23 protein-coding genes are annotated in these 24,835 nt (G+C 70.9%); 6 read left to right on the top strand and 17 right to left on the bottom strand.

What is annotated here, in order from left to right:
* The 7 genes from ACSBPG_RS15230 to ACSBPG_RS15260 form a co-directional block, all read right to left on the bottom strand.
* A partial coding sequence (locus tag ACSBPG_RS15230; protein ID WP_435538030.1) for an ornithine cyclodeaminase occupies positions 1–592 on the bottom strand: 592 nt, incomplete at its 3' end.
* Positions 593–668: 76 nt separating this feature from the next.
* Positions 669–1,949, bottom strand: coding sequence for a TRAP transporter large permease (locus tag ACSBPG_RS15235; protein ID WP_435538031.1), 1,281 nt, complete (start codon positions 1,947–1,949; stop codon positions 669–671).
* A 1-nt stretch (position 1,950) separates the two neighbouring features.
* Positions 1,951–2,595, bottom strand: coding sequence for a TRAP transporter small permease subunit (locus ACSBPG_RS15240; RefSeq protein WP_435538032.1), 645 nt, complete (start codon positions 2,593–2,595; stop codon positions 1,951–1,953).
* Entirely contained in the window at positions 2,592–3,626 is a 1,035-nt protein-coding gene (locus tag ACSBPG_RS15245; RefSeq protein ID WP_435538033.1) for a TRAP transporter substrate-binding protein, read from the bottom strand. The genes ACSBPG_RS15240 and ACSBPG_RS15245 overlap by 4 nt, the downstream gene beginning before the upstream one ends.
* 63 nt (positions 3,627–3,689) lie before the next feature.
* Complete coding sequence (locus ACSBPG_RS15250) at positions 3,690–5,765, bottom strand: hydantoinase/oxoprolinase family protein (protein ID WP_435538034.1); 2,076 nt, start codon at positions 5,763–5,765, stop codon at positions 3,690–3,692.
* 56 nt (positions 5,766–5,821) lie between these two features.
* Positions 5,822–7,462: a hydantoinase B/oxoprolinase family protein gene (locus ACSBPG_RS15255; protein WP_435538035.1), complete on the bottom strand. Its 1,641-nt coding sequence runs from the start codon at positions 7,460–7,462 to the stop codon at positions 5,822–5,824.
* Positions 7,463–7,565: 103 nt separating this feature from the next.
* Positions 7,566–8,690 (bottom strand): LysR substrate-binding domain-containing protein, encoded by a 1,125-nt coding sequence (locus ACSBPG_RS15260; protein ID WP_435538036.1) that lies wholly within the window; start codon positions 8,688–8,690, stop codon positions 7,566–7,568.
* Between the two features lie 262 nt (positions 8,691–8,952).
* On the opposite strand from ACSBPG_RS15260, the gene ACSBPG_RS15265 reads away from it, so the two are divergent.
* From ACSBPG_RS15265 to ACSBPG_RS15285, 5 genes are all read left to right on the top strand, one after another.
* A complete protein-coding gene (locus ACSBPG_RS15265) occupies positions 8,953–11,211 on the top strand; it encodes a TonB-dependent receptor (protein ID WP_435538037.1) in 2,259 nt (752 codons plus the stop codon).
* Positions 11,212–11,343: 132 nt separating this feature from the next.
* Positions 11,344–12,072: a DUF4198 domain-containing protein gene (locus ACSBPG_RS15270; protein WP_435538038.1), complete on the top strand. Its 729-nt coding sequence runs from the start codon at positions 11,344–11,346 to the stop codon at positions 12,070–12,072.
* The gene (locus tag ACSBPG_RS15275) at positions 12,069–12,350 is read left to right on the top strand and encodes a DUF3649 domain-containing protein (RefSeq protein ID WP_435538039.1); all 282 of its coding nucleotides are present in this window, start codon (positions 12,069–12,071) and stop codon (positions 12,348–12,350) included. The genes ACSBPG_RS15270 and ACSBPG_RS15275 overlap by 4 nt, the downstream gene beginning before the upstream one ends.
* Positions 12,351–12,363: 13 nt before the next feature.
* Positions 12,364–13,989 (top strand): PepSY-associated TM helix domain-containing protein, encoded by a 1,626-nt coding sequence (locus ACSBPG_RS15280; RefSeq protein ID WP_435538040.1) that lies wholly within the window; start codon positions 12,364–12,366, stop codon positions 13,987–13,989.
* Complete coding sequence (locus ACSBPG_RS15285; RefSeq protein WP_435538041.1) at positions 13,989–14,285, top strand: DUF3325 domain-containing protein; 297 nt, start codon at positions 13,989–13,991, stop codon at positions 14,283–14,285. Before ACSBPG_RS15280 ends, ACSBPG_RS15285 begins: the two co-directional genes overlap by 1 nt.
* A gap of 99 nt (positions 14,286–14,384) precedes the next feature.
* Here ACSBPG_RS15285 and ACSBPG_RS15290 read toward each other — a convergent pair whose 3' ends face one another.
* From ACSBPG_RS15290 to ACSBPG_RS15320, 7 genes are all read right to left on the bottom strand, one after another.
* Positions 14,385–14,948 (bottom strand): NADPH-dependent FMN reductase, encoded by a 564-nt coding sequence (locus ACSBPG_RS15290; RefSeq protein WP_435538042.1) that lies wholly within the window; start codon positions 14,946–14,948, stop codon positions 14,385–14,387.
* A gap of 17 nt (positions 14,949–14,965) precedes the next feature.
* Entirely contained in the window at positions 14,966–16,288 is a 1,323-nt protein-coding gene (locus tag ACSBPG_RS15295; protein ID WP_435538043.1) for a TRAP transporter large permease, read from the bottom strand.
* Positions 16,285–16,860 carry a TRAP transporter small permease subunit gene (locus ACSBPG_RS15300; RefSeq protein ID WP_435538044.1) on the bottom strand — a complete coding sequence of 192 codons (576 nt, stop codon included), beginning with the start codon at positions 16,858–16,860 and terminating at the stop codon, positions 16,285–16,287. The genes ACSBPG_RS15295 and ACSBPG_RS15300 overlap by 4 nt, the downstream gene beginning before the upstream one ends.
* A 95-nt stretch (positions 16,861–16,955) precedes the next feature.
* Positions 16,956–18,047 (bottom strand): C4-dicarboxylate TRAP transporter substrate-binding protein, encoded by a 1,092-nt coding sequence (locus ACSBPG_RS15305; protein WP_435538045.1) that lies wholly within the window; start codon positions 18,045–18,047, stop codon positions 16,956–16,958.
* A gap of 58 nt (positions 18,048–18,105) precedes the next feature.
* Positions 18,106–19,749 carry a class I adenylate-forming enzyme family protein gene (locus ACSBPG_RS15310; RefSeq protein ID WP_435538046.1) on the bottom strand — a complete coding sequence of 548 codons (1,644 nt, stop codon included), beginning with the start codon at positions 19,747–19,749 and terminating at the stop codon, positions 18,106–18,108.
* A gap of 51 nt (positions 19,750–19,800) precedes the next feature.
* Positions 19,801–20,553 carry a citryl-CoA lyase gene (locus ACSBPG_RS15315; RefSeq protein ID WP_435538047.1) on the bottom strand — a complete coding sequence of 251 codons (753 nt, stop codon included), beginning with the start codon at positions 20,551–20,553 and terminating at the stop codon, positions 19,801–19,803.
* A 39-nt stretch (positions 20,554–20,592) separates the two neighbouring features.
* Positions 20,593–21,474, bottom strand: coding sequence for an intradiol ring-cleavage dioxygenase (locus ACSBPG_RS15320; RefSeq protein WP_435538048.1), 882 nt, complete (start codon positions 21,472–21,474; stop codon positions 20,593–20,595).
* Positions 21,475–21,690: 216 nt separating this feature from the next.
* On the opposite strand from ACSBPG_RS15320, the gene ACSBPG_RS15325 reads away from it, so the two are divergent.
* Positions 21,691–22,617: a LysR substrate-binding domain-containing protein gene (locus ACSBPG_RS15325; RefSeq protein ID WP_435538049.1), complete on the top strand. Its 927-nt coding sequence runs from the start codon at positions 21,691–21,693 to the stop codon at positions 22,615–22,617.
* Positions 22,618–22,738: 121 nt separating this feature from the next.
* On the opposite strand, the gene gph is transcribed toward ACSBPG_RS15325, so the two are convergent.
* From gph to ACSBPG_RS15340, 3 genes are read right to left on the bottom strand one after another with little or no spacing between them, the layout of a single operon-like run.
* Complete coding sequence (gene gph / locus ACSBPG_RS15330; RefSeq protein ID WP_435538050.1) at positions 22,739–23,437, bottom strand: phosphoglycolate phosphatase; 699 nt, start codon at positions 23,435–23,437, stop codon at positions 22,739–22,741.
* The gene (gene cbbX / locus ACSBPG_RS15335; protein WP_435538051.1) at positions 23,434–24,339 is read right to left on the bottom strand and encodes a CbbX protein; all 906 of its coding nucleotides are present in this window, start codon (positions 24,337–24,339) and stop codon (positions 23,434–23,436) included. The genes gph and cbbX overlap by 4 nt, the downstream gene beginning before the upstream one ends.
* A 4-nt stretch (positions 24,340–24,343) precedes the next feature.
* Positions 24,344–24,769, bottom strand: a complete 426-nt coding sequence (locus tag ACSBPG_RS15340) for a ribulose bisphosphate carboxylase small subunit (protein WP_435538052.1) — start codon at positions 24,767–24,769, stop codon at positions 24,344–24,346.
* Positions 24,770–24,835 lie beyond the last annotated feature (66 nt).

Consider the following 24,835-nt stretch of genomic DNA (forward strand, 5'->3'; position numbering starts at 1 on the left):
CCTCGCCGGTGGCGCAGCGCACCACCGTCAGGCCCGCCTCGGCGAGGTTGGCCGCGCACCGTCGCGTCGCCGCGGGATCGATGTCGTAGAGCCGGACGCGGTCGACGCCGCACATGGCCTTCAGCGCCAGGGCCTGGAACTCCGACTGCGCGCCGTTGCCGATCAACGCCAGCGTTCGCGCCCCCTCCGGCGCCAGCCAGCGGGTCGCCAGGGCCGAGGTGGCCGCCGTCCGCAAGGCGGTGAGCAGCGTCATCTCGCTGAGCAGCACGGGATAGCCGGTGCCGACCGCGGCGAGGAGCCCGAAGGCGGTGACCGTCTGCAGCCCCTGCTTCGTGTTCTTGGGGTGCCCGTTGACGTACTTGAACCCGTACTCGGTGCCGTCCGAGGTCGGCATCAGCTCGATCACGCCTTCGGAGGAGTGGCAGGCGACGCGCGGCCGCTTGTCGAACAGCGGCCAGCGGCGGAAATCCTCCTCGATGTAGGCCGTCATCTCGACGAGGCACCGCTCGATCCCGACGTCGTGGACGAGCCGCATCATGTTCTCGACGCTGACGAACGGCACCAGCGCAAGCTTCGAAGCGTGTTGGGTCATTGACCTGATCCATTGCAAGAGGTCTTGGCGCGCTCCCGCGCGGCGCCGCGGCGTGACAGGACCATCGGGAAGGGTCCTACAGGATGCCCGGCAGGAACAGCGCGATTTCCGGGAAGGCGAGCAGGAGGCCGATCAGGATGAACATGCCGGCCACGAAGGGAAGCGCCCCGCTGATCACGTCCGATATGCTGCCGCGCTCGCGGATCGCCTGGACCACGTAGAGGTTGATGCCGACCGGCGGCGTGATCAGCGCGGCTTCCAGGAGAACGGTCATCACGACGCCGAACCAGACGGGGTCGTAGCCCAGCCCGATCACCACCGGCGCCACGAGGGGGGTCATCGTCACCAGCATCGACAGGGATTCGAGGAAGCACCCGAGGACGACGAAGAACGCGATGATCAGAAGCATCGTCCACGTCGGCGGCAGGCCGAGCTCGGTGATGAACGCCGTCAGCTGCTGGGGAATGCCGAGGATCGACAGAACAAAGTTCAGGAAATAGGAGCCGAGGACGATGAGCATGATCATCGCCGTCGTGCGCATGGTGCCGACGAAGGCGCTGTGCAGCATGGCGACCGACAGGCGGCCGTAGCAGGCGGCGAGCCCGAGCGCGAAGACGAGGCCGAGGGACGCCGCCTCGGTCGGCGTGGCGAAGCCGGCGTAGATCGACCCGACGACGACGACGAACAGAGCGACGATCGGGATGAGATGCGGCAGGCTGCGCAGGCGCTCGCCCCAGGTCGCCGGGATCGCCCGTCCCCCGAGATCGCGCCGCACGATGCAGGCGACCAGCACCAGCCCGCTGAACAGCGCGGCGAGGAGGATGCCCGGAACGGTCGCCGCGAGATAGAGCTGCGGGATCGAGGTGCCCGTCATCATCCCGTAGAGGATGAGATGGATCGAGGGCGGGATGAGGATGCCGAGCGTGCCGCCGGCCACCAGGCTGCCGAGGAACAGCCGCTCGCTGTAGCCCCGCTTGCGCACCTCCGGCAGGGCGACCGTGCCGATCGTCGCCGCCGTCGCCACCGACGAGCCGGAGGTCGCCGCGAACAGGGTGGAGGCGGCGATGTTCGCGTGCAAGAGGCCGCCGGGAAGCCGGTTCAGCCAAAGCGCGACCGCCCCGTACATGCGCTCGGCGACGCCCACCCGCAGCAGGATCTCCCCGAGAAGCACGAACAGCGGGATGCTCGTGAGGGTGAACTCGTTCGACACCTTCCAGAAGATCTCCGACGCCGCCACGTGGAGCGGCATCGGCGAGTGGATGAAGGACATGCCCAGCGCGATGGCGACGAGCACCGCCGCGATCGGGACCGACAGCCCGATCAGGACGATGAGGGCGAGCGACGCTTGGATGAGCATGTCATTTCGCTCCCAGGGAATGGTGGACCGCCTCTTCGGCCTCCTCGCTGGCCGTCGAGACGCCGTAGTCCCGGATCACCGCCGCGCGGTCGCCGGCCGCGCAAGCGAGGACGGCCTTGACCGAGGCGACGGCGAGGGACAGCGCGAAGACGACCATGCCGAACAGCCAGACCGCCTGCGGAACGGCGAGCGGCACCTGCAGGGAGGAGGCGGAGCGCGAGGAGAGTTCCCAGGACGTCGCCAACACCAGCCAGCTGCTGAAGACCAGGAACAGCGACAGCAGCAGCAGCGAGACGACGGACAGGACGTCCAGGAACGCACGCGGCCAGCCCGGCATCCGGCCGTAGAGGACGTCGATCCTGACGTGGCTGCGCGCGTGAAAGGCGGAGGCCAGCGACCAGGAAATCCCGATGGCGAAGAGATAGCCGGAGATCTCGTCGACGCCCCCGATGTTCGTCCCGACGAACTTCCGCAACAGGACATCGGCCGTGACGAGCAGCCCGAGGACGAGCATCCCCCAGCCGCTCGCGACGACCATGGCGTGGGCGAGCCGCCGGCAGGCTCGCTCCAGGGTGTCGACCAGGGCGGCGACGCCGCCCTGGTGGATCCGCGCCTGCGGGAAGCCGCTTGCGTTCCGGGCCTTCATTTCGAGGCGACCAGCCCCACGACCTTGCCGACGGTCGCGTTCCAGTCGTCGACGCAGGCCTGCGAGCACCGTTCGGCCCACTTCTTGAGAACCGCCTCCTGGAGGATTCGCTTGCGCTCGGCGTCATCGGCCTGCGACGGCGCCACGTAGGTCATGCCGGCGGCTTCGCCGTACGGGCATGCGGCCCGTCCCGTGTTGCAGTCGACGCCGGCCTTGTCGTCCGTCGCGGCCAGCGTCCAGAGATCGTCCTCCAACGTCTTGACCGCGGACGACAGGCCGGTGCGCTCCGCCTCGCCCATGGCGTTCCACCGCTTCTGGTTGGCGGCGATCAGCGTCAGCCCCCAGCCGAAGCGCATGCCGTACAGGTTCGACGTCACTTCCGGCCACTTGAAGGAAAAGCCGGTCAGGGTGCCGGTGATGCCGCAATCGACGACGCCGCGCTGCAGCGCCGGCACGACCTCGGCGAGCGGAACGCTGACGCCCGTGGCGCCCGCGGCCTGGACGAAGTCGTTCATGCTGGCGCCGTAGAAGCGGATCTTCCGCCCCTTGAAGTCGGCGATCGCGTTGACCGGCTCGCGGCAGTAGAGCACCTGGCTCGGGTTGGGGTAGACGCCGAGGAGAACCATCCCCTTCGCCGCGAGCGCCTTCGCCATGACCGGACGGTAGGCCTCGAGCGCCTTGCGGCCGGTGTCGACGTCCTGGATCACGCCGGCGAGTTCGAGCCCCTCGATCACCGGGTCGTCGGCGACCGAGTAGCCGACCACGATGTGCGCGACGTCGAAGACTCCCATGGTGGCCAGGCGCATGAGCTCGACGCCGGACAGGCCGAGTTCGGAATAGTTCGTCAGCTTGGCCTTCAGCGCGCCGTCGGTCAGTTCCGGCAGCTTCGTCGACCAGAACGGCCGCTCCAGAGCCTCGTAGGCATGGAGGTTGGACCAGGGGGCGACGACGTTGAGCTGTGTCTGCGCCTGCGCCGGAGCGGCAAGGGCGAGGAGCGTGGCGCAGAGAACGCTGTGGAGCACCTTCTTCATCATGGACATCCCTGTTGCATGGTCGTTGTCGTTACCGGTCGGAACGGCCGCCCCGCGGCGTCGTCACGACGCGACGGCCTTCGGCGCCACCGCGATGTCGAGCCAGCCGAGCGGCGTCACCGACGCCCTGTCCCCGCCGTGCAGCACCACGGTCGTGGTCTCCGCCTCGACGATGGCCGGACCGGCGACGACGTGTCCGGGCGCCAGCGCGTCGAGGGCGAAGACCGGCGCCTCGATCCAGCCGCCGCCCGCGAACATGGTCTTGCGGCGCGTCGGCCGGGCCGGGCCCGTCGCCGCCGGCCGCTCGCTGATCCCGGTGCCGCGCGGCACCTCGCCGATCACCGCCACCCGGGCGTTGACGAGTTCGACCTCCTGGCCGGGCGACGAGTAGGTGTAGAGCTCCTCGTGCCGACGGTGGAACCGCTCGACCACCGCGGCGGCCAGGCCGTCCATCTCCAGGTCGAGGCCGTCGAGGCTGACGTCCACCTCGAAGATCTGCTCGCCGTAGCGCAGCTCGGCCGAACGCTCGATCCGCATGGCCTGGGTGAGGCTGCCGGGCAGCCGGCCGCGCGCCTCGGCCTCCAGGTCGGCATAGAGACGGCGCAGCGCCTCGTCCCGGAGGATGGCGGCGTCGCCGACGTGGCTGCGCGTCACCTCGTAGCGGAGATCGCTCGCCAGCATGCCCCAGGCCGACAGCACCGAGGCGACGGTCGGCACCACGACCCGGGAGATCTCCATCTCGCGCGCCACCTCGGCCGCGTGCAACCCCGCGGCGCCGCCGAAGCTGACCAGGGTGAAGCGGCGCGGATCGACGCCGCGGCGCAGCGTCATCATGCGGATGCCGTCGGCCATCTTGACGTTGATGAGCCGATGGATGCCGGCCGCCGTGGCGATCCGGTCGAGACCCAGCCGTTGCGCGAGCGCGTCCGTCGCCGCCTCGGCGGCCGCGGCGTCGAGGCGGCTGCGGCCGCCGAGGAAGGTGTCGGCGTCGAGATAGCCGAGAAGGAGGTTGGCGTCCGTCACCGTCGCCTCGGTTCCGCCGTGCCCGTAGCAGGCGGGACCGGGAAGCGCGCCCGCCGACTGCGGGCCGACGGTGAAGGCGCCGCCCCCGTCGAGCCGCGCCAGCGAGCCGCCGCCGGCGCCGATCGACAGGATGTCGAAGCTGCGCAGGGCGATCCGCTCGCCGGCGAGCCCGCGTTCCGAGGTCAGCGCCACGCCGCCGTCGCTGATCAGCGAGATCTCCGTGCTGGTGCCGCCCATGTCGAAGGGGATGACGTCGCCGGCGGCCAGGAGGGCGGCGCAGGCACGCGCCCCGGCGATGCCGCCGGCCGGGCCGGACAGGCAGGTGCCCGCGGCCAGTTCGACCGCCTCCTCCACCAGGGCGATCCCGCCGTGGGACAGGATGATGAAGAGCGATCCCTCCGCCAGCCCCTCGGCCGTCAGGCGCCGGCGCAGGTTGCCGAGGTAGTTCCTGACCGTCGGGCCGACGTAGGCGTTGACGACCGTCGTCGAAACCCGCTCGAACTCCTTGATCTGCGGAAGCACGTCGCAGGACAGCGAGACATAGGCCTCCGGCATGAGGTCGGCGACCAGCTCCGCGGTCCGCCGCTCGTGCGCCGCGTTGCGGTAGGAATGGAGGTAGCAGATCGCCACCGAGGTGACGCCGTGCTCCTTGAGGACGGCGATCTGCTCGACCACCGAGGCCTCGTCGAGCGGCGTCAGGGCGCGGCCGTCGTGCGCCATGCGCTCGATGACGCCGCGCCGCAGATGACGCGGCACCAGCGGCTCGGGCGGCGGCATCAGAAGATTGTAGCGGTCCGGCTTCAGCCCTTCGCGCATCTCCAGGACGTCGCGGTGGCCGGCGGTCGTCAGCAGCCCGACGGTGGCGCCCTTGCGCTCCAGCAGGGCGTTGGTCGCCACCGTGGTGCCGTGGACCACGCGTTCGGTGCGCCCGAGGAGCGTCGGCAGCGGCAGCTCGAGCCGCCGCGCCAGGTCGCGCAGGCCCTCGACGACGCCGACCGACTGGTCGTGGGGCGTGGATGGCGCCTTGGTGAAGGTGGTCGTGCCGGCGCTGTCGATCGCCACGACGTCCGTGAAGGTGCCGCCGACGTCGATGCCGATGTGATAGGAAACGGTCATTCGCTCTCCCCCTCGGGCGGGGTTGCTTCGTGTTGGACGGGGTACGGCTGCACGGCTCAAGGCGTCACGAACTCGCGCCGGCGATCGCGGTCGCGGTCTTCGGCGCTGCGGAGGTCGGGATCGCCCCAGCCGCCGCCGCCGCCCGAACGGATCTGCAGCAGGCTGCCCGCGGCGATCTGGATGCCGAACTTCTTCGTGGGGAGGGGGACGGAGCCGTCCGCCGACACGAGGTGGTAGCTGTGGGGCAGCCCGTCGCGGCCGCCGGCGATGCCGGCCGCCCCGTGGCGGATGCCCTCGCCGGCGGTGTGGGCATAGGCCGGGACCTCGACGCGCAGATCCATGGTCGAGCCGAGGCCGCCGCGGTACCGCCCGTCGCCCCCCGACCCCGGGCGCAGCTCATGGCTCTCGAAGAGCAGCGGGAAGCGTGCTTCGGTGACCTCGACGCTGCCGAACTTGATGCCGCCGACCGAGTGCCATTCCCCAGCGGCGGACCAGCCGTCGCCCTTGGGGGACGCGCCGCCGCCGGGGCGGGCGTGGAACATGTGCCAGATGAAGCGGCGGCCGTTGCGCGGGTTGTCGCCGGTCAGGGAGATGCGGAAGCGCCGGCCCCACCCGGCCATCGCCCGCTCCGGGCAAGCCGGGGCCAGGGCGCGGACGATCGCCTCGACGATCTCGTTCGCCGGGTGGGTGGTCGACAGGGTGACGGGGGCGTTGTTGTCGGCGCACACCACCGTGCCGGGCTTCAGCGTGACGCTGATCGGGCGGAACGCTCCGTCGTTCTTCGGGATCTCGGCGTCGATCAGGTAGCTGAAGGCCATCGCGACGGCCGCCTGGGTGTTGGCGTGCGACGAGTTGGCGAAGCTCGTCGATTGCGGATCGGATTCCGACAGGTCGACCTCGATCCCGTCCCCCCGCTTGGTGACCGTCGCGCGGATCGCCACGTTCTCGCGTCCGCGGCCGTCGTCGTCGAGGAAGGCCTCGCCGCGGTAGACGCCGTCCGTCCAGCCAGCGACGATGGCACGGGCCTGCCGTTCGGCGCCGTCGAGGATGTCCTCGATGGCGTCCTTGACGGTCTGCACGCCGAACTCGTCGAAGAGCTTGCCGACCCGGCGCTCCCCGAAATGCGCCGCACCGATCATGGCCGCGAGGTCGCCGCGGAAATCACGGGGAAAGCGGACGTTGATCAGGATCATGTCGAGCAGGTCGTCGCGCAGCTCGCCCGCCTCGACGAGCTTCAGCGGCGGGATGCGCAACCCTTCCTGCCAGATCTCCGTGGCCTCCGGATTGTAGGCGCCGTGCGTGGCGCCGCCGATGTCCCCCATGTGCGCGCGGACGACCGCCCACAGCACCCGCTCGTCGCCGGCGAAGATCGGAACGAAGGCCGTCACGTCGGGAAGGTGGCTTCCCCCGGCGTAGGGATCGTTCAGGAGGACGACGTCGCCGCGGGCGATGCGGTCGCCGAAACGCTCCTCCACGGCGCGCACCGCCCAGGGCAGCGCCCCCACGTGGATGGGAATGTGGTCGGCCTGCGCGATCAGGCGGCACCGGACGTCCACCATCGCGATCGAGAAGTCGCGGCTGGCGTTCAGGATCTGCGAGTAGGATGTGCGCAACATCGCCTCGCCCATCTCCTCGACAATGGCGCTCAGGCGATGCTGGATGACGGAACGGGTGATCGGGTCGGGAGGGGTGGGCAAGACTGCTCTCCGCTGCGTGGGGAACGCCCCGACGCTAGCGAAGCCCGAAAGAGCCGGTCCAATACTCAATGCATATGATATTTTTATGATGCAGTAATAACGGTTACAGATCAGTTACTTGCTGGTCGGTCACCGCCATGTCCTCGATCGTGGACAACAGATCGTCCACGAGAAATGCTTCTTTGTTGTGCATCCAAGCGGCGTATAGCTCAATCTGCGGGCTGTCGTCAAGGAGAGGCCGGAACACAACTCCGTCGATGGCCAGGCGCTGCGCCGAGCGGGGGACGAGCGCCATGCCGAGGCCGCTGCCGACGAGGCACAGCATGGTCAGCATCTGCGGGGCGTCCTGGATCACCGCCGGAACGTAGCCGGCGGACCGGCAGACATGAAGGATCAGGTCGCGGAAGCCCGGGGCCTCCAGCCGGTCGAAGATGACCAGCGGCGTCCCGTTGAGGTCGGCGAGCCGCACCGCGGCGGCCGACGCCTTCTCGTGCGCTGCGGGCAGGGCGACCAGGAACGGTTCCTGGTGGACCAGGCGGATGCTGATGCGCTCGTCGACGACCGGCGGCCGGACGAAGCCGATGTGGATTTCGCCCTTCTCCAGCGCGTCGAGCTGGGCGGGAGAGGACATCTCGCGCAGCGAAAGGCTGACGTTCGGCCGGCGCCGGTTGAACGCCGAAAGAACGGGCACGGCGAACTCCAACGCCGCCGTGCCGGTGATCCCGACGGACAGGCGCCCCCCCTCGCCCTTGCCGGCGCGGCGGGTCATCGCCTCGGCGCGTTCCATCTGCGACAGGATCTGCCGCGCCTCCCGCAGCAGGGTGCGGCCGGCCAGGGTGAGCGCGATGGGACGGCGGCTGCGGTCGAAGAGCGTGACCTGGAGTTCGGCCTCGATGGCCCTGATCTGTTGCGACAGGGGCGGCTGCGCGATGTTCAAGGCGTCGGCCGCCCGGCCGAAATGCCCCTCCTCGGCCAGGGCCACGAAGTAACGCAACTGACGCAGATCCATGGGGACGGGCCGTGGGGCTGGTGGACGACGGGCCCAGAGTCGCAGAGTGGCGTCGGCACGGCAACACTCCGGCGGCCACGCCGACGCCGGCCGCCGATCCGCCCGCCGATCCGCCCGCCGATCCGCCGTTGCCCCGACGCCGTCCGGCGAATCACCGCCGCGCCGCGCCGGCGCCCGGGACGCAGCCACCGATCGGAAATGGCGCGCGATCGCGGCCACGACACAATCAGTGGTCTATTCCGCGCCGTGGATTTCGTCGCAAGGCGCTGTCCGTCAACAGAAATTCACGACAGAGCGGTCCGTACGCCCGGCGACGCCGGCCGCTGCCATACATGGCTTGCAGCGCTTGCCGCAGTCTGGCAATAATGAAAATCATTCGCATTCGCGCCAATCTGCACTGATGTTCGACCCGCTGGGACAGGACCGTGCCGGCCGCTGAAGTTGCGCCACAGAGACTGACGTTTGGTAGAGGATCGGCACCATGAAGCGAACCCACGGCGCGGCCGCGTTGCGCCATCGCCCCCGTCACCGCCGCGACGCGCGCGTCGTGCCCGACGCCGGCATCGCCGGCTCGCGCCCGGCCGCGATCGCCGTCCATCTGGCCGGCGCGGTGCTGGTGGCCGGCCTCGCCTTCCCGTCGGCGGTCCATGCCCAGTCGGCCGCGGCCACCGGCGCGGCCGAGCCGGCTGACGCAATCACCCTGCCGCCCGTGGAAGTGACGGCCAGCCCCGCGCCCGTCCCGGGCGAACTGCCGCCGCCCTACGCCGGCGGCCAGGTGGCGCGGGGCGGGTCGCTGGGCCTGCTCGGCACCGGTGACATCCTGGACACGCCGTTCAGCACGATGAACTTCACGTCCGATCTGATCGAGAACCAGCAGGCGCGCACGGCGGCCGACACCCTGATCAACGACGCGTCGGTGCGCCTCACGACCGGCAGCAACGGGTTCGACGACACCTTCCAGATCCGCGGCTTCGCCGTTCCCTCCGGCGACGTCGGCCTGAACGGCCTGTACGGCCTGGTGTCGTCCAACCGCGTTCCGGCGCAGATCATCGAGCGCATCGAACTGCTCAAGGGGCCCGGGGCGCTCATCAACGGCATCGCGCCGGGCGGCAGCATCGGCGGCGGCATCAACATCGTCAGCAAGCGCGCCGGCGACGAACCCCTCACGCGCCTGACCACCACCTATGTCGGCGAATCCAACCTGGGCCTCCACGCGGACGTGGCGCGCCGGTTCGGCGCGAACAAGGAGTGGGGCGTCCGCTTCAACGGCCTGCTGCGCGACGGCGAAGCCACGATCGAGGACGGCAACGTGCAGACCGGCCTCGGCTCGCTGGCGGTGGACTATCGTGGGGAACGCCTGCGCTGGTCGCTCGACGCCATGTACCAGCGCGACGACACCGACGACTTCCGGCCGCAGATCAGCATTCTGCCCACCGTCACCTCCATCCCCTCGCCTCCCGACGCCCGCAGCAACTGGTTCCCGAACACGACGCTCGTCCAGGAGGACAAGACCGTCGCCACGCGCGTCGAGTTCGACCTGACCGAGTCGCTGACCGCGTACGCGGCCATCGGCTACCGCGACGGTTCGAACGACCAGATCTTTCCGGTCGCTCGCCCCGGCGCCAACGTCGCCGGCGACTTCACCGTCAGCAACTCCTACTACGACTCCTACAGCGAGACCGTCAGCGGCACCGTCGGGGCGCGCTGGCGCTTCGACACGGCGGGCGTCGGCCACGCGCTCAGCGTCGGCTTCACGGGCTTCCAGCGGGAGGACGGCAACGTCTACATCCCCTCGGCCGGCAGCGTGCCTTCCAACATCTACAACCCGAGGCCGCTTCCGGCCATCACGGCCGCCCGCACGGACCCGCAGCGGTCGGCCGAGACCACGCTCACCAGCATCGCGATCGCCGACACCCTGTCGTTCGTGGACGACCGCGTGCTGTTGACCCTGGGCGTGCGCGACCAGAACGTGAAGGTGAAGAGCTACAACACCTCCACCGGCGCCAAGACGAGCACCTATGACGCCGGGGCGACGACGCCGCTCGCCGGCATCGTCGTCAAGCCCCTGCAGGACGTGTCGGTGTACGCCAACTATGCCGAGGGTCTGACGACCGGGACGATCGTCGGGCCCGACTACGCCAACGCCGGTGACGTGCTCGCCCCGTACAAGTCGAAGCAGTACGAGGCCGGCGTCAAGGTCGATTGGGGCGCCGTCACGACGACCGCGGCCGTCTTCCAACTGACCCGGCCGAACTCGATCCGCACGGCGGCCAACGAGTTGGCCTACGACGGCGAACAGCGCAACCGCGGCCTGGAATTCTCCGTCTTCGGCGAACTTCAACCCGGCCTGCGCGGCATCCTCAGCGCGACCTTCCTGGACCCCGAGCTGACCGAGACGGCGGTCGCGTCGGAAGAGGGCAACGACGCCGCCGGCGTGCCGGACAAGATGTTCTCCGCCGGCCTCGAGTGGGACACGCCGTGGGTTCCCGGCCTCTCCCTCAACGGACGCGTCATCCACACCTCCGGCTCCTACCTGACCAGCGCCAACACCCTGCGCTTCGACGGCTGGACGCGCGTCGACATCGGCGCCCGCTACGCCACCACGGTGGCGGGAACACCCGTCGTGCTGCGCGCCAACGTCGAGAACCTCTTCGACGAGGAGTATTGGCTGACGACCGGCACGTACGTGACCGTCGGCTCGCCGCGGACCGTCATCCTGTCCGCCACGATCGACTTCTGATCCCGGCGGGCGAAGGCACCGGCGCACGGTCCGCCCCCACCCTCCCGCGCGGCACGCGGAGGGTGGGGGCACCGGTGCGTCGGGGCGCCCGCCGGCCGGCATGATCCTCCACCTCTTCCTGCGGGACCCGCCATGAACAAGATCACCATCGCCCTGCTGGCCTCGCTCGGCTTCGTCATGCCCGCGCAGGCCCACCAGATCTGGATCGAGCAGCCCGACGGCGGGAGCGCGGTCATCCATTTCGGCGAGTTCGGCGAGAACCTTCGCGAGGCGTCGCCCGGGCTGCTCGACAAGTTCGGCAAACCGGCCGGCACGCTCATCTCCAGCCGGGGCGAGCAGACCTCCGACGCCACCAAGACCGCGACCGGCTTCACCCTGCCCTTCACGGCCGCGCCCGGCGAGAGCATCGTCGCCGAGGACACGCAGTACCCGCTCTACACCTGGAAGGACGGGGGCGAGGAGATCACCAGCTGGTACCGTCCCGCGGCGCGCCTGATCACCGGCTTCGCCGAGCAGCCGCCCAAGCTCGCGCTCGACCTGGTGCCGGCCGGCCAACCGGGACGGTTCAAGCTGTTCTTCAAGGGCGAACCCAGGGCCGACACCAAGGTGACGCTGGTGACGCAGTCCGGCTGGTCCAAGGAGGACCTCTCCGACGAGCAGGGGCTCGTGGAGTTCGCCATGCCCTGGAAGGGGCCTTACGTGGCCGAGGTCAGCGTCAACGACCGCACCGCCGGCGAGCGCCCGGGCGCGAACGGCCCCGAGACGTACGACGGCGTGAGCTACGTCACGACGGTCGCCTACGTCAGCGCCGACGGCTTGCCGCCGGTTCCCGCCGGGCCTGCGGCAGCGCCCAACCGATGACCTCCCTGGCGGACCGGGCCCGCGCCGTCGGGCCGCTCGTCTCGCGCATCGCGGCCGCGCTGTTCGGCGGCTACGCGCTGGCGTCGCTCGCCAGCGTCGCCGTGCTGGCGCTGCCGATGAGCAAGCCGCAGGCCGTGATCACCGGCATGCTGGCGAGCTTCGCGATCTACGCCGCCGCCGTGATCTGGGTCTTCGCGGTGCGCAGCGCCCTGCGCGCCTGGGCGGGCCTGCTGGTGGCGGCGGCGCCGCTGCTGGCGGCGGCATGGTCCGTCTGGTGACGGGGAGCACCGCGTGAAGACCCGGCACGAACCGCGTCCCGCCGCCCGCGGCATCCGCCAGAGCATGTCCGACCTGCACACGTGGGTCGGCCTGCTGCTCGGCTGGATCCTCTACGCCATGTTCCTCACCGGCACGGTGTCCTACTTCAAGGACGAGCTGTCGCAGTGGATGCGCCCCGAGCTGCCGCATCAGGCCCAGGTGCCCGACCAGGCCGCCGCGGCCCAGCGCATCGCCGACGCGCTCGCCACCGTGGCACCCGGCAGCCCGCAATGGAGCATCCGCCTGCCGGACGCGCGCAACAACAGCGCCTACGTCTTCTGGCGCACGGCCCCGTCCGTCCCGGGCCGGCGCGCGTTCGGCGAAGGCATCTTCGACCCCGCGACCGGCCGCAGGGTGAGCGCGCGCGACACCCTGGGCGGCGACTTCTTCTACCGCTTCCACTTCCAGTTCCACTACATGCCGGTGCTGTGGGGGCGGTGGATCGCCGGCGTCGCGGCGATGTTCATGCTGGTGGCCATCGTCAGCGGCGTCATCACGCACAAGAAGATCTTCGTCGACTTCTTCACCTTCCGCTGGGGCAAGGGACAGCGCTCGTGGCTCGACGCGCACAACGCGCTGTCGGTGTTCGGACTGCCGTTCCACGCGATGATCACCTACACCGGGCTGGTGACGCTGATGGCGCTGTACGTGCCCTGGGGCGAGCGGGTGGCGATCGAGACGCCGGCCGACCGCCAGCAGCTCACGGCCGAGCTCAGCCCCGTCATCCAGCCGGGCCAGCCCAGCGGCCAGGCGGTCCCGCTCGCCTCCGTCGAGGACATGGTGCGCCAGGCCGAGGAACGCTGGGGCCGGGGCAACGTCGGCCGCGTCACCGCCACCCATCCCGGCGACGGCGCGGCGCGGGTGGCGGTGGCGCGCGGGGAGGCCGGCCGTGTCTCCATGAGCCCGCAATACATGGAGTTCGACGGCACCACCGGCACGCTGCTGACGGTCCGCGAGAGCGTGGGGGCCGCGGCCGAGACGCGCGGCGTGCTCTACGCGCTGCATCTGGGACGCTTCAGCGACACCGTGACGCGCTGGCTGTACTTCCTCGTCAGCCTCATGGGCACGGCCATGGTGGGCACGGGCCTGGTGATGTGGACCGTCAAGCGGCGGCAGAAGCTGCCCGACCCGGACCGGCCCTACGTCGGCTTCCGCCTCGTGGAGCGGCTGAACATCGCGGGCATCGCCGGCCTGTCCGTCGCCATGGCGTCGTTCCTGTGGGCGAACCGGCTGCTGCCGCAGGGGCTGGCGGGGCGCGCCGACTGGGAGATCCACGCGTTCTTCATCGTCTGGGCGCTGACGCTGGCGCACGCCGCGCTGCGCCCGGCCGGCAAGGCCTGGATCGAACAGCTCTGGACGGCGGCCGCGCTGCTGACGCTGCTGCCCGTCGTCAACGCCGTCGCCACGCAACGGCCGCTGTGGCGCAGCGCGGCCGAGGGCGACTGGGTGTTCATCGGCGTCGACCTCATGTGCTGGGCGCTGGCGGCGCTCCATGCGGCCCTGGCGGCCGGCGCGGCCAGACACCGGCCGCGATCCCGGTCCGCGGGCCAGCCCGGCCCCTCCCCCGTCGCCGCCGGCGCGACGCGCGGAGGACGGTGATGAGCCACCTGCCCCCCTTCGTGCTGTGCCTGGTGGGCTTCGCGGCGCTGGCCTCGGCGATGGACCGCCAGCAGCACGATCTCTTCGGACGGCCGCTGCCGGCGTCCACCACGCGCGCCCTGCGCGCCGCCGGTGCCTGCGCCCTGGCGCTGGCGCTGACCCTCCTCGCCGCCTGGCAGGGCTGGGGGCTCGGCCTCGTCATGTTCAGCGGCCACACCAGCCTGGCCGCCGGCATCGTGCACGGCGCGCTGATCGGCCATGGACGGAGACGGGCGCGTTCATCGACACGCCGGTAGACCGTCGCGCTTCCCCCGCGGCACGCCGGCGGCGAACGCCGCCGGTCGCCTTCCCGGTCAGCCCCTCCCGGTCAGCCCCTCCCGGTCAGCCCCTCCCGGTCAGCCCTTGAGCCGTGCCGTCAGGTCCATCAGCCTGGACAGGTGCTTCTGGACGAACTCGCGGGTGGTCTGGTCGGTCAGCCGTCCGCCCTCGTCGAACTTGGCCGTGGCGCCGCCCACCAGGACCTCGGGGCCGTTGAGCATCTGCGCGTTCAGGAACATCAGGATCTGGCGCAGGTGATGGTTGGCGAGCGCGGTGCCGAGCGCGCTGGGGCTCGCCCCCATGATGGCGACCGGCTTGCCGTCGAACGGCTGCTCCGGCCCGCGCGACGCCCAGTCGATGGCGTTCTTCAGCACGCCGGGAATCGACCGGTTGTATTCCGGCGTGACGAACAGCAGGGCGTCGGCCTGCCGGATGGCCGTCCGCAGCGCCTCGACGCTGGGCGGGTAGCCCTGCAGGCGGAGATCGTCGTTGTAGAAGGGAATCGGCGTGAGGTCGAATTCCTCGACCGTCATGCCGCCGGGTGCCAGCTCCTTCGCCGCGCGCAGGAGCGCGGTGTTGTACGAGCCCTGGCGCAGGCTTCCGGAGATGCCGAGAACCTTCATGGACGCGTTGTCCGTCATGCGGAAGTCACCTCTTGCTACCGGCCGATCAAGGCCGTCGATATTCCCGGAAAGACCACGAGGATGCCAAGGGCGAACAGCATGGCCAGCACGAAGGGCGTAGTCCCGGCGAAGATGGTCCTGATCGACAGGGCGCTGTCGTTCAGGGCGGACTTGACCGTGTAGACCGAAATTCCGAACGGCGGGGTGAGGAGGCCGATCTCGACGGCGACGACGGTCAGCACGCCGAACCAGACGAGGTCGAAGCCCGCCGCCCGCGCGACCGGCAGGGCGATCGGCAGCACGATCAGCATGATCGACACCGAATCGATCAGGCAGCCCAGCACCAGCACCAGGGCGAGATAGGCGAGGAGGAACACGTGGGGGCCGAAGCGGTCGCCGAGCAGCAGGTCGGACAGGGCGGCGGGAAGCCCCGACATCGCCAGCATGCGGCTGAACATGCTGGCGGCGAGCACCAGGAAGAGCACCGAGACGGCGACGTGGCCGGTCTCCACCAGGATCGTCCAGAACCGCCCCGCCGTGAGGGACCGGCGCAGCAGGGCGATCGCCAGCGCCCCCAGCGCCCCCACGGCGCCGGCCTCGGTCGGGTTGAAGAAGCCGGCGTAGAGGCCGCCCAGCACCAGCACCACCAGCGCGACGATCGGCAGGCCCTTGCGCAGCACCGCGGCCAGGCCGCCGCGCGCGTCCGGGCCCGTCTCCATCGGCCGGTCCGGGTGCTCCAGCACCATGTGCGGGCGCAGGCGGGTCATCACCACGATCAGGACGACGAAGCAGGCTGCCACCAGGATGCCCGGCAGGATGCCGGCGATGAACATCCGGCCGACCGATTCCTCGGCGAGCACGCCGTAGACGATCATCAGCAAGGACGGCGGGATGAGCATGCCGAGCACCGAGCTCCCCGCCACCACGCCGACGGAGAAGCGCCGGGTGTAGCCGTGACGGATCATCTCCGGGACCGCCACCTTGGAGAAGACGGAGGCCGAGGCGATCGAGATGCCGGTGATGGAGGCGAACACCGCGTTGGCGAAGACCGTGGCGATGCCGAGCCCGCCGCGCACCCGGCGCAGCAGGTGCTCGAACAGGTCGAAGGTGTCCCGCCCGACCCCGGAGACGGTGACCAGCAGCCCCATGAGGATGAAGAGCGGGACGACGGCGAACACGTACTCGCGCAGCGAGTCGTTGGCGACCGCGCCGATCATGCGCAGCGCCACGTCGGGACCGCGCAGGGCGGCGACGGCGCCGAGCGAGGTCACCAGCAGCGACACGCCGATGTGGAGGCCGAAATAGATCAGCAGCAGGAGTGCCGCGACGGCCAGGAGGCCGATGGTGACGGTGCTCATGGGGTCCTCGCGGGGCGTGCGGCGTTCAGCGCCTGGACGGCGCCGATCAGGTACTGGAGGGCGGCGACGCCGGCCCCGAGCACGACGAGCACGCGGAACGGCCAGGTCGGAAGGGTGGCGAGGCCCTCGATGCCGATGTACTCGCCGATGTCGATGTCGCGGGCGATGATCGGCCAGGTCGCGTAGGCGATCAGCGCGCACGCCGCCGCGCCGAGCAGCGCGAAGACCGCGTTCAGCGCCGCCCCGGCTTCCGGGGCGCGGCGGGCCAGCGGGTCGATGAAGATCTCGGCCCGCGCCATCCGGTCGTGCCGCACCGTGCTGGCGAGCTGGAGGAAGACGATCACCACGACCGACCAGGCCGACAGCTCCGCCACGTTGGGGATCGGCCGGTTCAGCAGGTTGCGGCCGAGCACGTCGGCGCAGACGAGGACCATCAGCGCGCCGATCAGCACCGACCCGGCGGCGCCCAGCCCGTCGACGAAGACGGCCCAGGCCCGCAGCAGGCCGCTCTCGACGGCGGGCTCGCCGACCGTGGTGGATGGGGAGGTGCGTTCGCTCAGGTCCAGGGACATCGCCGGCTCGCTTCTCGGGGGCTCGGGGGGTGGGACATGCGGACGGGGGCGTGGTCGGGAGGGGGGCCAACGCGACCACGCCCCGCGCGCCCCTGTCAGAGGGTCTTGTCCCAGTCGCGGGCCGGGGTCTGGCCGTGCTTGCGCAGGCCCGCCATGTAGGCTTCGAGGAACTTGCGCGCCGGCAGGCCCCGCGCCTCGTTGGCCTTGACCCAGTCGGCGGCGATGTTGGGAAGCTGGTCGATCCACTTCTGGCGCTCCGCCGGCGGCAGGACGGCGACCGTGACGGGCGGGTCCTGGGTCTTGCCGGCCTCGACGATCGCCTTCAGCGCCGCCTCGTGGCGTTCCATGAGGTCCTGGCCGTGCGCCTTCGAATAGACGGCGCCGGCCTCCTTGAGCGCCGTCTGCACCTCCTTCGGCAGGCCGTCCCAACGGTCGCGGTTGATGGCGAGGCCGCCGGAGAAGACGACGCCGAGATTGACCCGGGTGACGTAGGGCGCCACCTCGTAGAGCTTGGTCGGCAGCACGCCGGTCGCGAGCGACAGCACGCCCTCCGACACGCCGGTCTGGATGTCGGTGTAGAAGGTGGTGAGCGCCCCGTCGACCGGCGTCGCGCCGACGCCGCGCAGCCAGATGCCGGGCGCCCCGGGCGACGAGATCTTCCGCCCCTTGAGGTCCTCGACCGCATCGACCGGGAACTTGGTGAAGATGTCGTAGGTGTCCGAGCCGGTCGCCCCGAGGAACACGATGTTGTAGCGCTCCCACTCCTTGCGGAACTCCGGCACCGTCGCCATCAGCTCGGTCATGACGTCGAGCATGGCGGGGACGTCGTCGGTGGAGAACGGGGTGTAGGTGGTCACCTGGCTGAGCGGCATCTTGGGCGCTTCGAGATAGCTGAACACCCAGCCGATGTCGGTGATGCCCTGCTCGACCGAGGTGAGGGTGGCGTTGGCCTTGTAGAGCTGCCCGCCGTAGGCCTCCTGCCACTCGATCCGGTACGCCCCGGTGGCCGCCAGCCGCTTGTCCACCTCGGGGATGAAGACCTTGGGGATCAGGCCGATCCAGGGAATCGTGACGGGGTGGCTCGCCGCGACGGTGAGCCGGATGGTTTCCGGCGCCGCGGCGGCCGGGACGGCGGTCAGCGCCGCCAGGCCGACGGCCAGCAGCGCGCCGGACACGAACGTCTTCATGGCTTACCTCCCTTTCCTTGTTCTGTCGTCGTTTCCGTTCCCACGCGGTCGCCGCCGGTCAGGTGGGCGCCGCCGACACGCTGCGCTCCCGGTCGAAGGCCCTCGCCAGCAGGGAGGGGTCCTGCTTGAGGCGGTACTTCTCGACGCGGTGCGACGAGGTGTGCGGCAGGGCGTCGACGAAGACGACGAAGCGCGGGATCTTCATCGCCGCCATCCGGCCGCGGCACCAGTCGAGGACCTCCTCGGCCGACGGCGGCTCGGCGCGCGGCACCAGGACGGCCATGATCTCCTCGTCGCCCAGCTCGGCCGGGACGCCGATGGTGGCGGCCTCCAGGATGCCCGGGTGCTCGGACAGGATGCGGTCGAGCTCGGCGCCCGAGATGTTCTCGCCGCGCCGGCGGATGATGTCGCGCTTGCGGGCCACGAAGTAGTGGTAGCCGTCCGCGTCCCGCCGGACGTAGTCGCCGGTGACGAACCAGCCGTCGCGCATGGCCGCCCGCGTCTGCTCGGGATCGTCGAGGTAGTGCAGCGCCATGATCGGCGTCTTCACGAGGAGTTCGCCCATCGCGCCGACCGGCACGTCGCCGCCCTCGTCGTCGACGACCCGCAGCTCGACGAAGGTTCCGTCGAAGCGCGGGTGGCGCGCCGCCGTGCCGATGCTGCCGACCTTGTGCGGGCCGGCGAACGGGTTGTTGCAGGCGCCGGGGATCTCCGACATCCCGTAACCCTCGATCAGGGTGGGGACGTGGAAGTCCTCCTGGAACACCCGAATCATCTCGGCGCTGATCGGCCCGCCGTAGATCTTGGCGATGCGGTGGCCGGGATCGAACTCGCCGCGCGGCCGCTTGGCCAGGATGTTGCCCAGCGCGGCGAGGACGTTGAACACCGTCGCCCCGGTCTCCGCCGCCAGGGTCCAGAAGCGCGACGCGCTGAAGCGGCGGGTGGTGACCATCGCCGCACCGGCGGCGAGCGCGCCGCCCCAGGAGTAGAAGAGCGCGTTGACGTGGAAGAAGGGCAGCACCGTCAGCAGGCGGTCGTCCGGCTGCAGGCGCATCCGCTCGACGAACGCCTCGCCGGCCCACACGTAGTTCCTGTGGCTGTGCACCACCCCCTTGGGGAAGCCCGTGGTGCCCGAGGTGTAGATCACCACGGCCGGGTCGTCCGGCCCCACCTCGGCGAGGTGGACGGCGCCGTTGGGGCCGGCGTACTGCTCGATCCGGGCGACGACGCCGGCGACGTCGCCGGCGGCGGCGCCGATCTCGTCCAGCGGCAGCAGCCAGGGAACCTCGGCGAAGGCGCCGGTGATGCGCTCGACCCGCTCCAGGTCCTCGGCCTGGCTGGCGACCACGGTGGGGCGGCAGTGCCCGAGGACGTAGGCCAGCTCGCCGTCGGCGAGCCCGGGGTTCATCGGCACGAACAGGGCGCCCACCTTGGCCGCGGCGAGGAACACCAGGAGGGCGACGTCGCCGTTGAGGGAGACGAGGCCGATGCGGTCCCCCCTGCCGACGCCGCGCACCACCAGCGCCCGCGCCAGCGCGTCGCTGGCGGCGTCGATCTCGGCGTAGCTCCAGCTCCGCCCTTCGAACAGCAGCGCCGGACGGTCGGGCCCGGCGGCGCGGCGCGACGCCAGCAGCGACGGGATGGTGTCCCGGTGCGGCGGGTAGAGGTCCAGAACGTCACGGGGATCGAGATCGGCAGCCATGGAACACCCGGGGGCAAGGTCGATGTCGCGGGGCGGGAGGTGCGCCGGCGCTCACGCGGGCGGCTGGGCGTCGTGCTCGGTGCGCAGCCAGAGCTCGCGGGCGAGCGGCGAGCGGATCTCCTCCAGCAGGTGGGCGACCAGCCCGATGGTGCGGGCGATGAGCCCGATGCCGCGGCACACCCGCCAGTCGAGGCCGAGTTCGCTGGCGATCGCCCCGATCGCCCCGGAGACGTTGACCGGAAGGTGGCGCCCGAGCGACCGTTCGGCCTCCGCCGCGACCGCCTCCAGCAGCCGCACGTGGTTGCCGCGGAAGCCGTTCTCCGCGGCGATGGCGAGCAGCCGCTCGGTGCGCGGATCGGCCTGCTTGTGGATGGGATGGCCGAGCCCCGGGATGATCCGCTTCTCCGCCTTGAAGCGCGCCACGATGTCCCGGGCCAGCGCCGGGATCTCGTCCGCCGGGCGGTTTCCCGCCTCGGCCTCCTGCAGCATCCGGGCGGCCCCCTCGATGCTGCCGACGAAGACCGTACCGACGCCGCTGAGGCCCGCCGCCACCGCCGCTTGGAGCGAGTCCGGCGCGCCCAGGTAGGTGAGCCGCGCCGCCAGCACGCTGGGGGTCAGGCCGTGCTCGACCAGGGCGACCACCAGCGCGTTGAAGACGGCGTCCTCCCGCTCGTCCGGAAGGCGCCCCCAGATCTCCAGGAAGGCCATCTGGCCGAGATCGACCTTGCCGAGGATGTCGGCGGCGAGGTCGAGCCCATGGATCCGGATGCTGTCCGCATCGCTGCGGCAGATCGCGCTGCGCATGGCAATTCTCCAAACGGGTGTGGCGGGGATCGCCCGCGTTCAGTCCTGCAGGGCCGGTTCGGCGACCGGGCAGAGCACGAAGTCGTACTCGACCGTGTAGAACGGGACGTCCACGGCCTCGCCGGTCGGCGCGGTGCCGGGCTCGTGCCGGCGGAAATCGATGACCAGGGAATCCTTCACGCCGAAGACCGCGTCGGACTCGAGATAGCCGTCGCCGGCGACGAAGAGCTGGGTCGTCACCGCGCGGTGCCCGGGCGCCGAGACGATCATGTGGATGTGCCCGGGCCGGAAGGGATGGCGCCCCATCCGGTTGAGCATCGCGCCGACCGGGCCGTCGGTGGGGACCGGGTAGGAGGTGGGACGGATCGAGCGGAACCAGTAGCGGCCCTCGGCGTCGGTGCGCAGCTTGCCGCGCGCCCGCATCTCCGTCTCGCCGGGCATCTGCATGTCGTAGTTGCCCTCGCCGTCGCCCGACCAGACGTCGAGCAGGGCACCGGCGATCGGCGTGCCGTCGAGCGTCAGCACGCGCCCGGAATAGAACGCCGGCTCGCCCTTCACGCCGTCGGCGAGGTCGCTGCCGAGCGGCCGCTCCGGCGCCCCCTCCCAGTAGTAGGGCCCCTGCACCGCCGATTCCAGCGCCCCGGCCGGCTTGCGGTTGTTGATGGCGTCCACCAGCATCGACACCCCCAGCGTGTCGGACAGCAGGATGAACTCCTGCCGCCGGTCGGTGCAGGTCTGGCCGGTCGCCGTGAGGAACTGGATGCCCGTCATCCATTCCGCCTCGGTCAGCTCGACCTCCCGCACGAAGTCGTGCAGGTGGCGGACGAGCGCGGTCATGACGGTCTTGAAGCGGGCGTCGTCGCACGCGGCGAAGCGCTCGAGCACGGCGTCGGTCACGCTGGTTTCGCTGAACTGAGGCATCGGTCCTCCCCCCGGGGTGCCGCCGCGCGGCGGTCGTTGCCGTGGCGACGGGACGGGCGCGGACGCCGCCGTTCGTCAGCCCAACGGACTGCCGGGCATTCTATTGTTTCCAGGGCCAACGGAGAAATGATAGATGCCCATCGTGACCAGTGATGCCGTCGATGGTTCGGGGCGTTCGCCCCCGCTCCGCCGCCGTCGACGCAAGGGGGACGAGGCATGGAACTCCGGCACCTGCGGTACTTCGCGGCGCTCGCCGAGCGCCTGAACTTCACCCACGCCGCCGAGAAGGTGCACGTCACCCAGTCGACCCTGTCGCACCAGATCAAGCAGCTCGAGGAGGAGATCGGCCAGCGCCTGTTCGACCGGGTCGGCAAGCGGGTCGTGATGACCGAGGCCGGCGAGCTGCTGCTGCCCAGCGTCACCAAGGCCCTGCGCGAGATCGACGACGGCGTGCGCACCCTCAAGGGAACGGCGCGGCCGCTGCGCGGCATGGTGCGCATCGGTGCCACGCACACCTTCAACATCAGCCTGATCCCGAGCTGCCTGGCGACCTTCCTCACCAACAACCCGGCGGTCCGGGTGACCGTCGAGGAACTGCCGGCGGCGGCGATCGAGGACCGGCTGCGCTCCGGCGACCTCGACATCGGCATCTCCTACCGGCCGGCCGAGCTGCGCGAGCTGTGGTTCGAGCCGCTCTACAACGAGGAGATGGTGCTGGCGGTGGGGGCCCAGCATCCGTTCGCCGCGCGCAAGCGCATCCGCATCGTCGAGCTGCACCGCCAGAACCTGGTCCTGCTGCCGCGGGAGTTCACGACGCGGCGGATGCTCGACGGCTGCTTCCAGTCGGCCGGGGCCGAGCCGGTGGTGGTGGCGGAGACCAACACGATCGCCGCCATGCTGAGCCTGGTGCGCCGGATGGAGATCGCCGCCATCGTGTCGGAACAGGCGGTGTCGGACCTGGAGAACCTGCGCATCATCGCCCTGGAAAGCCCGACGCCGCTGCGCACGCCCGGCATCCTGTGGAAGCGCGACGGCGAGCGCGCGGCGGCGGTGCGCTCCTTCGCCGTCATCGTGCGGCGCGCGGTGTCGAGTGCCAAGCTGCGCCGCCCCCGCGCCGACGCCGCCGAACCGGCACCGCTCTGAGGAGTCCCCCTTCCCCCTGGGGCCAGCGCATCCACCCATTGTCGCCGCGTGCCGTTCCCTCCCTCGGCCCTGCCGGGGGCGAGGGAGGGTCTGTCGCACGGGTGGAAGATGCGTGAGTCCGCTAGCCCGCCATGGCGGAGGGCTTACCGGAGCAGGGGCGCCGGACGGCGCCCAGCACCTCGGCGAAGTCGCCCAGCACGCCGTCGTGGGGCAGCGTCTCCAGCGGCACCCGGGCGTAGCCGTAGGCCATGAGGTACACCCGCGCCATCCCGGCGGCGCGGGCGGTGGCGACATCGTGCTCGTTGTCGCCGACGAAGGCCGCCTCGCCCGGCGCCACGCCGAGCATCCCCAGCACGCCCAGCAGCGGCTCGGGCGACGGCTTGCGCGTGGGGTAGCTGTCGCCGCCGACCACCGCGGCGAAGCGGGGGGCGATGCCGAGGTCGGCCAGCAGGCGCCGCGTCGCCGCCAGCGGCTTGTTGGTGCAGACGGCGAGCCGCACTCCCAGCGCGGCGAGCGCCGCCAGGGTGTCGGCGACCCCCGGATAGAGCCGCGTCCTGGCCGCGGGATCAGCCTCGTAGATCGCCAGGAAGCGCTCGACGTGCGGCGCCAGGTCGCCGGGCACGCCGCCGGTCGCCGCCAGCGCCCGCTCCACCAGGCGCGCCGCGCCGTCGCCGATGAAGCGGCGCACCGTGGCGAGGTCGAGCGGCGGGCGGTCCAGCCCGGCCAGCAGGCGGTTGACGGCGTCGCGCAGGTCGGCGGCGCTGTCCACCAGCGTGCCGTCCAGGTCGAAGACCACCGCGGCGAACCGGGCTTCCGTCATGCCGCCCCCGCGAAGACGCGGCTGGCGCGGATGTCGGCTTCGGCGATCTCCATGAGGTCGCGCCGGGTCGCCGTGGCGGCCGCGGCGACCAGCCGGTTGGCGTGGCGCAGCCGGGCGCGGTCCAGCGCGTTGCGCACGGAGCGGGCGTTGGCGAAGTGCGGCCGGGTGCGGCGGCGCTCCAGATACTCGCGGAACGCCGTCCCGGCGCCCGGAGCGAAGCGGTAGCCGCGGGCCTCCAGCATCAGTCCGGCGATCGCCATCAGCTCGTCGACGGTGTAGTCGGGGAAGTCGATGTGGTGGGCGATGCGCGAGGACAGGCCGGGGTTCGACTGGAAGAAGGTATCCATGCGGTCCTTGTAGCCGGCGAGGATGACGACGAGATCGTCGCGCTGGTTCTCCATCGCCTGCAACAGGATTTCGATGGCCTCCTGGCCATAGTCGCGCTCGTTCTCCGGCCGGTAGAGATAGTAGGCCTCGTCGATGAACAGCACGCCGCCCATGGCGCGCTTCAGCACCTCCTTGGTCTTGGGGGCGGTGTGGCCGATGTACTGGCCGACCAGGTCGTCGCGGGTGACGGTGACGAGGTGGCCCTTCCGGATGTAGCCGAGCCGGTGCAGGATGGTGCCCATGCGCTGCGCCACCGTGGTCTTGCCGGTTCCCGGCGGGCCGGTGAAGCACATGTGCAGGCTGGGGCGCTCCCCCTCCAGCCCGACCGAGCGGCGCAGCCGGTCCACCAGCAGCAGCGCCGCCGTCTCGCGGATGCGCGTCTTGACCGGGGCGAGCCCGACCAGCTCGCGGTCGAGCTGGGCGAGCATCTCGTCGATCTGCGCGTCGCGCAGGGCCCCGGCGAGGTCGACGGCCGTGTCGTCGGGAACGGCGTCGCCGGCGATCGCGGTGTCCATGGGGTCAGGCTCCGTAGCGTTCGCCGGCGGGACGGTCGGTGGCGTAGCTGTGCAGCCGGTAGGTCAGGCGGCGGTCGGCCCCGGCCTGGCGCTCCAGCCGGAAGCCCGGCTCGTTCGGCGGGCGGTGGGCGATGAAGGAGAGCGCCACCGTCTGCCGCCCGGCGCTGCGGTCGTAGGCGACCATGCGGATGTAGTGGCCGGGGTAGGTCTTGCGGCACTCCTCCAGCGCCACCATGACCTGCGCTGGGTCCTGCTGGTCGAACATGGGCAGGCCCCACATGTCCCAGTAGGTGTTGCGCGGGTGCGGGTCGTCGGTGAACTCGACGCTGATCGGCCAGCCCTTGGAGAGCGCGTAGCGCACCTGGGACTCGATCTCGTCGTCGCTGAGGTCGGGCAGGAACGAGAAGGTGCCCTGGGTCAGTCGCATCATGGTCTGGGTCGTCCTTTCCGGCAGGGTTTGGTTCGCGGCGGCTCCCTCTCCCGCCCCGGGGGAGGA

Source organism: Azospirillum sp. ST 5-10, from assembly GCF_051225715.1.
Taxonomy (GTDB): Bacteria; Pseudomonadota; Alphaproteobacteria; order Azospirillales; family Azospirillaceae; genus Azospirillum.

Bases quoted from the DNA above. Each gene is read 5' to 3' on its own strand.
- ACSBPG_RS15270 (WP_435538038.1), top strand. From the start codon at position 11,344: ATGAACAAGATCACCATCGCCCTGCTGGCCTCGCTCGGCTTCGTCATG.
- ACSBPG_RS15295 (WP_435538043.1), bottom strand. From the start codon at position 16,288: ATGAGCACCGTCACCATCGGCCTCCTGGCCGTCGCGGCACTCCTGCTG.
- ACSBPG_RS15265 (WP_435538037.1), top strand. From the start codon at position 8,953: ATGAAGCGAACCCACGGCGCGGCCGCGTTGCGCCATCGCCCCCGTCAC.
- ACSBPG_RS15340 (WP_435538052.1), bottom strand. From the start codon at position 24,769: ATGATGCGACTGACCCAGGGCACCTTCTCGTTCCTGCCCGACCTCAGC.
- ACSBPG_RS15275 (WP_435538039.1), top strand. From the start codon at position 12,069: ATGACCTCCCTGGCGGACCGGGCCCGCGCCGTCGGGCCGCTCGTCTCG.
- ACSBPG_RS15315 (WP_435538047.1), bottom strand. From the start codon at position 20,553: ATGCGCAGCGCGATCTGCCGCAGCGATGCGGACAGCATCCGGATCCAT.
- cbbX (WP_435538051.1), bottom strand. From the start codon at position 24,339: ATGGACACCGCGATCGCCGGCGACGCCGTTCCCGACGACACGGCCGTC.
- ACSBPG_RS15320 (WP_435538048.1), bottom strand. From the start codon at position 21,474: ATGCCTCAGTTCAGCGAAACCAGCGTGACCGACGCCGTGCTCGAGCGC.
- ACSBPG_RS15300 (WP_435538044.1), bottom strand. From the start codon at position 16,860: ATGTCCCTGGACCTGAGCGAACGCACCTCCCCATCCACCACGGTCGGC.
- ACSBPG_RS15305 (WP_435538045.1), bottom strand. From the start codon at position 18,047: ATGAAGACGTTCGTGTCCGGCGCGCTGCTGGCCGTCGGCCTGGCGGCG.
- ACSBPG_RS15245 (WP_435538033.1), bottom strand. From the start codon at position 3,626: ATGAAGAAGGTGCTCCACAGCGTTCTCTGCGCCACGCTCCTCGCCCTT.
- ACSBPG_RS15240 (WP_435538032.1), bottom strand. From the start codon at position 2,595: ATGAAGGCCCGGAACGCAAGCGGCTTCCCGCAGGCGCGGATCCACCAG.
- ACSBPG_RS15310 (WP_435538046.1), bottom strand. From the start codon at position 19,749: ATGGCTGCCGATCTCGATCCCCGTGACGTTCTGGACCTCTACCCGCCG.
- ACSBPG_RS15290 (WP_435538042.1), bottom strand. From the start codon at position 14,948: ATGACGGACAACGCGTCCATGAAGGTTCTCGGCATCTCCGGAAGCCTG.
- ACSBPG_RS15325 (WP_435538049.1), top strand. From the start codon at position 21,691: ATGGAACTCCGGCACCTGCGGTACTTCGCGGCGCTCGCCGAGCGCCTG.
- ACSBPG_RS15250 (WP_435538034.1), bottom strand. From the start codon at position 5,765: ATGACCGTTTCCTATCACATCGGCATCGACGTCGGCGGCACCTTCACG.
- ACSBPG_RS15285 (WP_435538041.1), top strand. From the start codon at position 13,989: ATGAGCCACCTGCCCCCCTTCGTGCTGTGCCTGGTGGGCTTCGCGGCG.
- ACSBPG_RS15235 (WP_435538031.1), bottom strand. From the start codon at position 1,949: ATGCTCATCCAAGCGTCGCTCGCCCTCATCGTCCTGATCGGGCTGTCG.
- gph (WP_435538050.1), bottom strand. From the start codon at position 23,437: ATGACGGAAGCCCGGTTCGCCGCGGTGGTCTTCGACCTGGACGGCACG.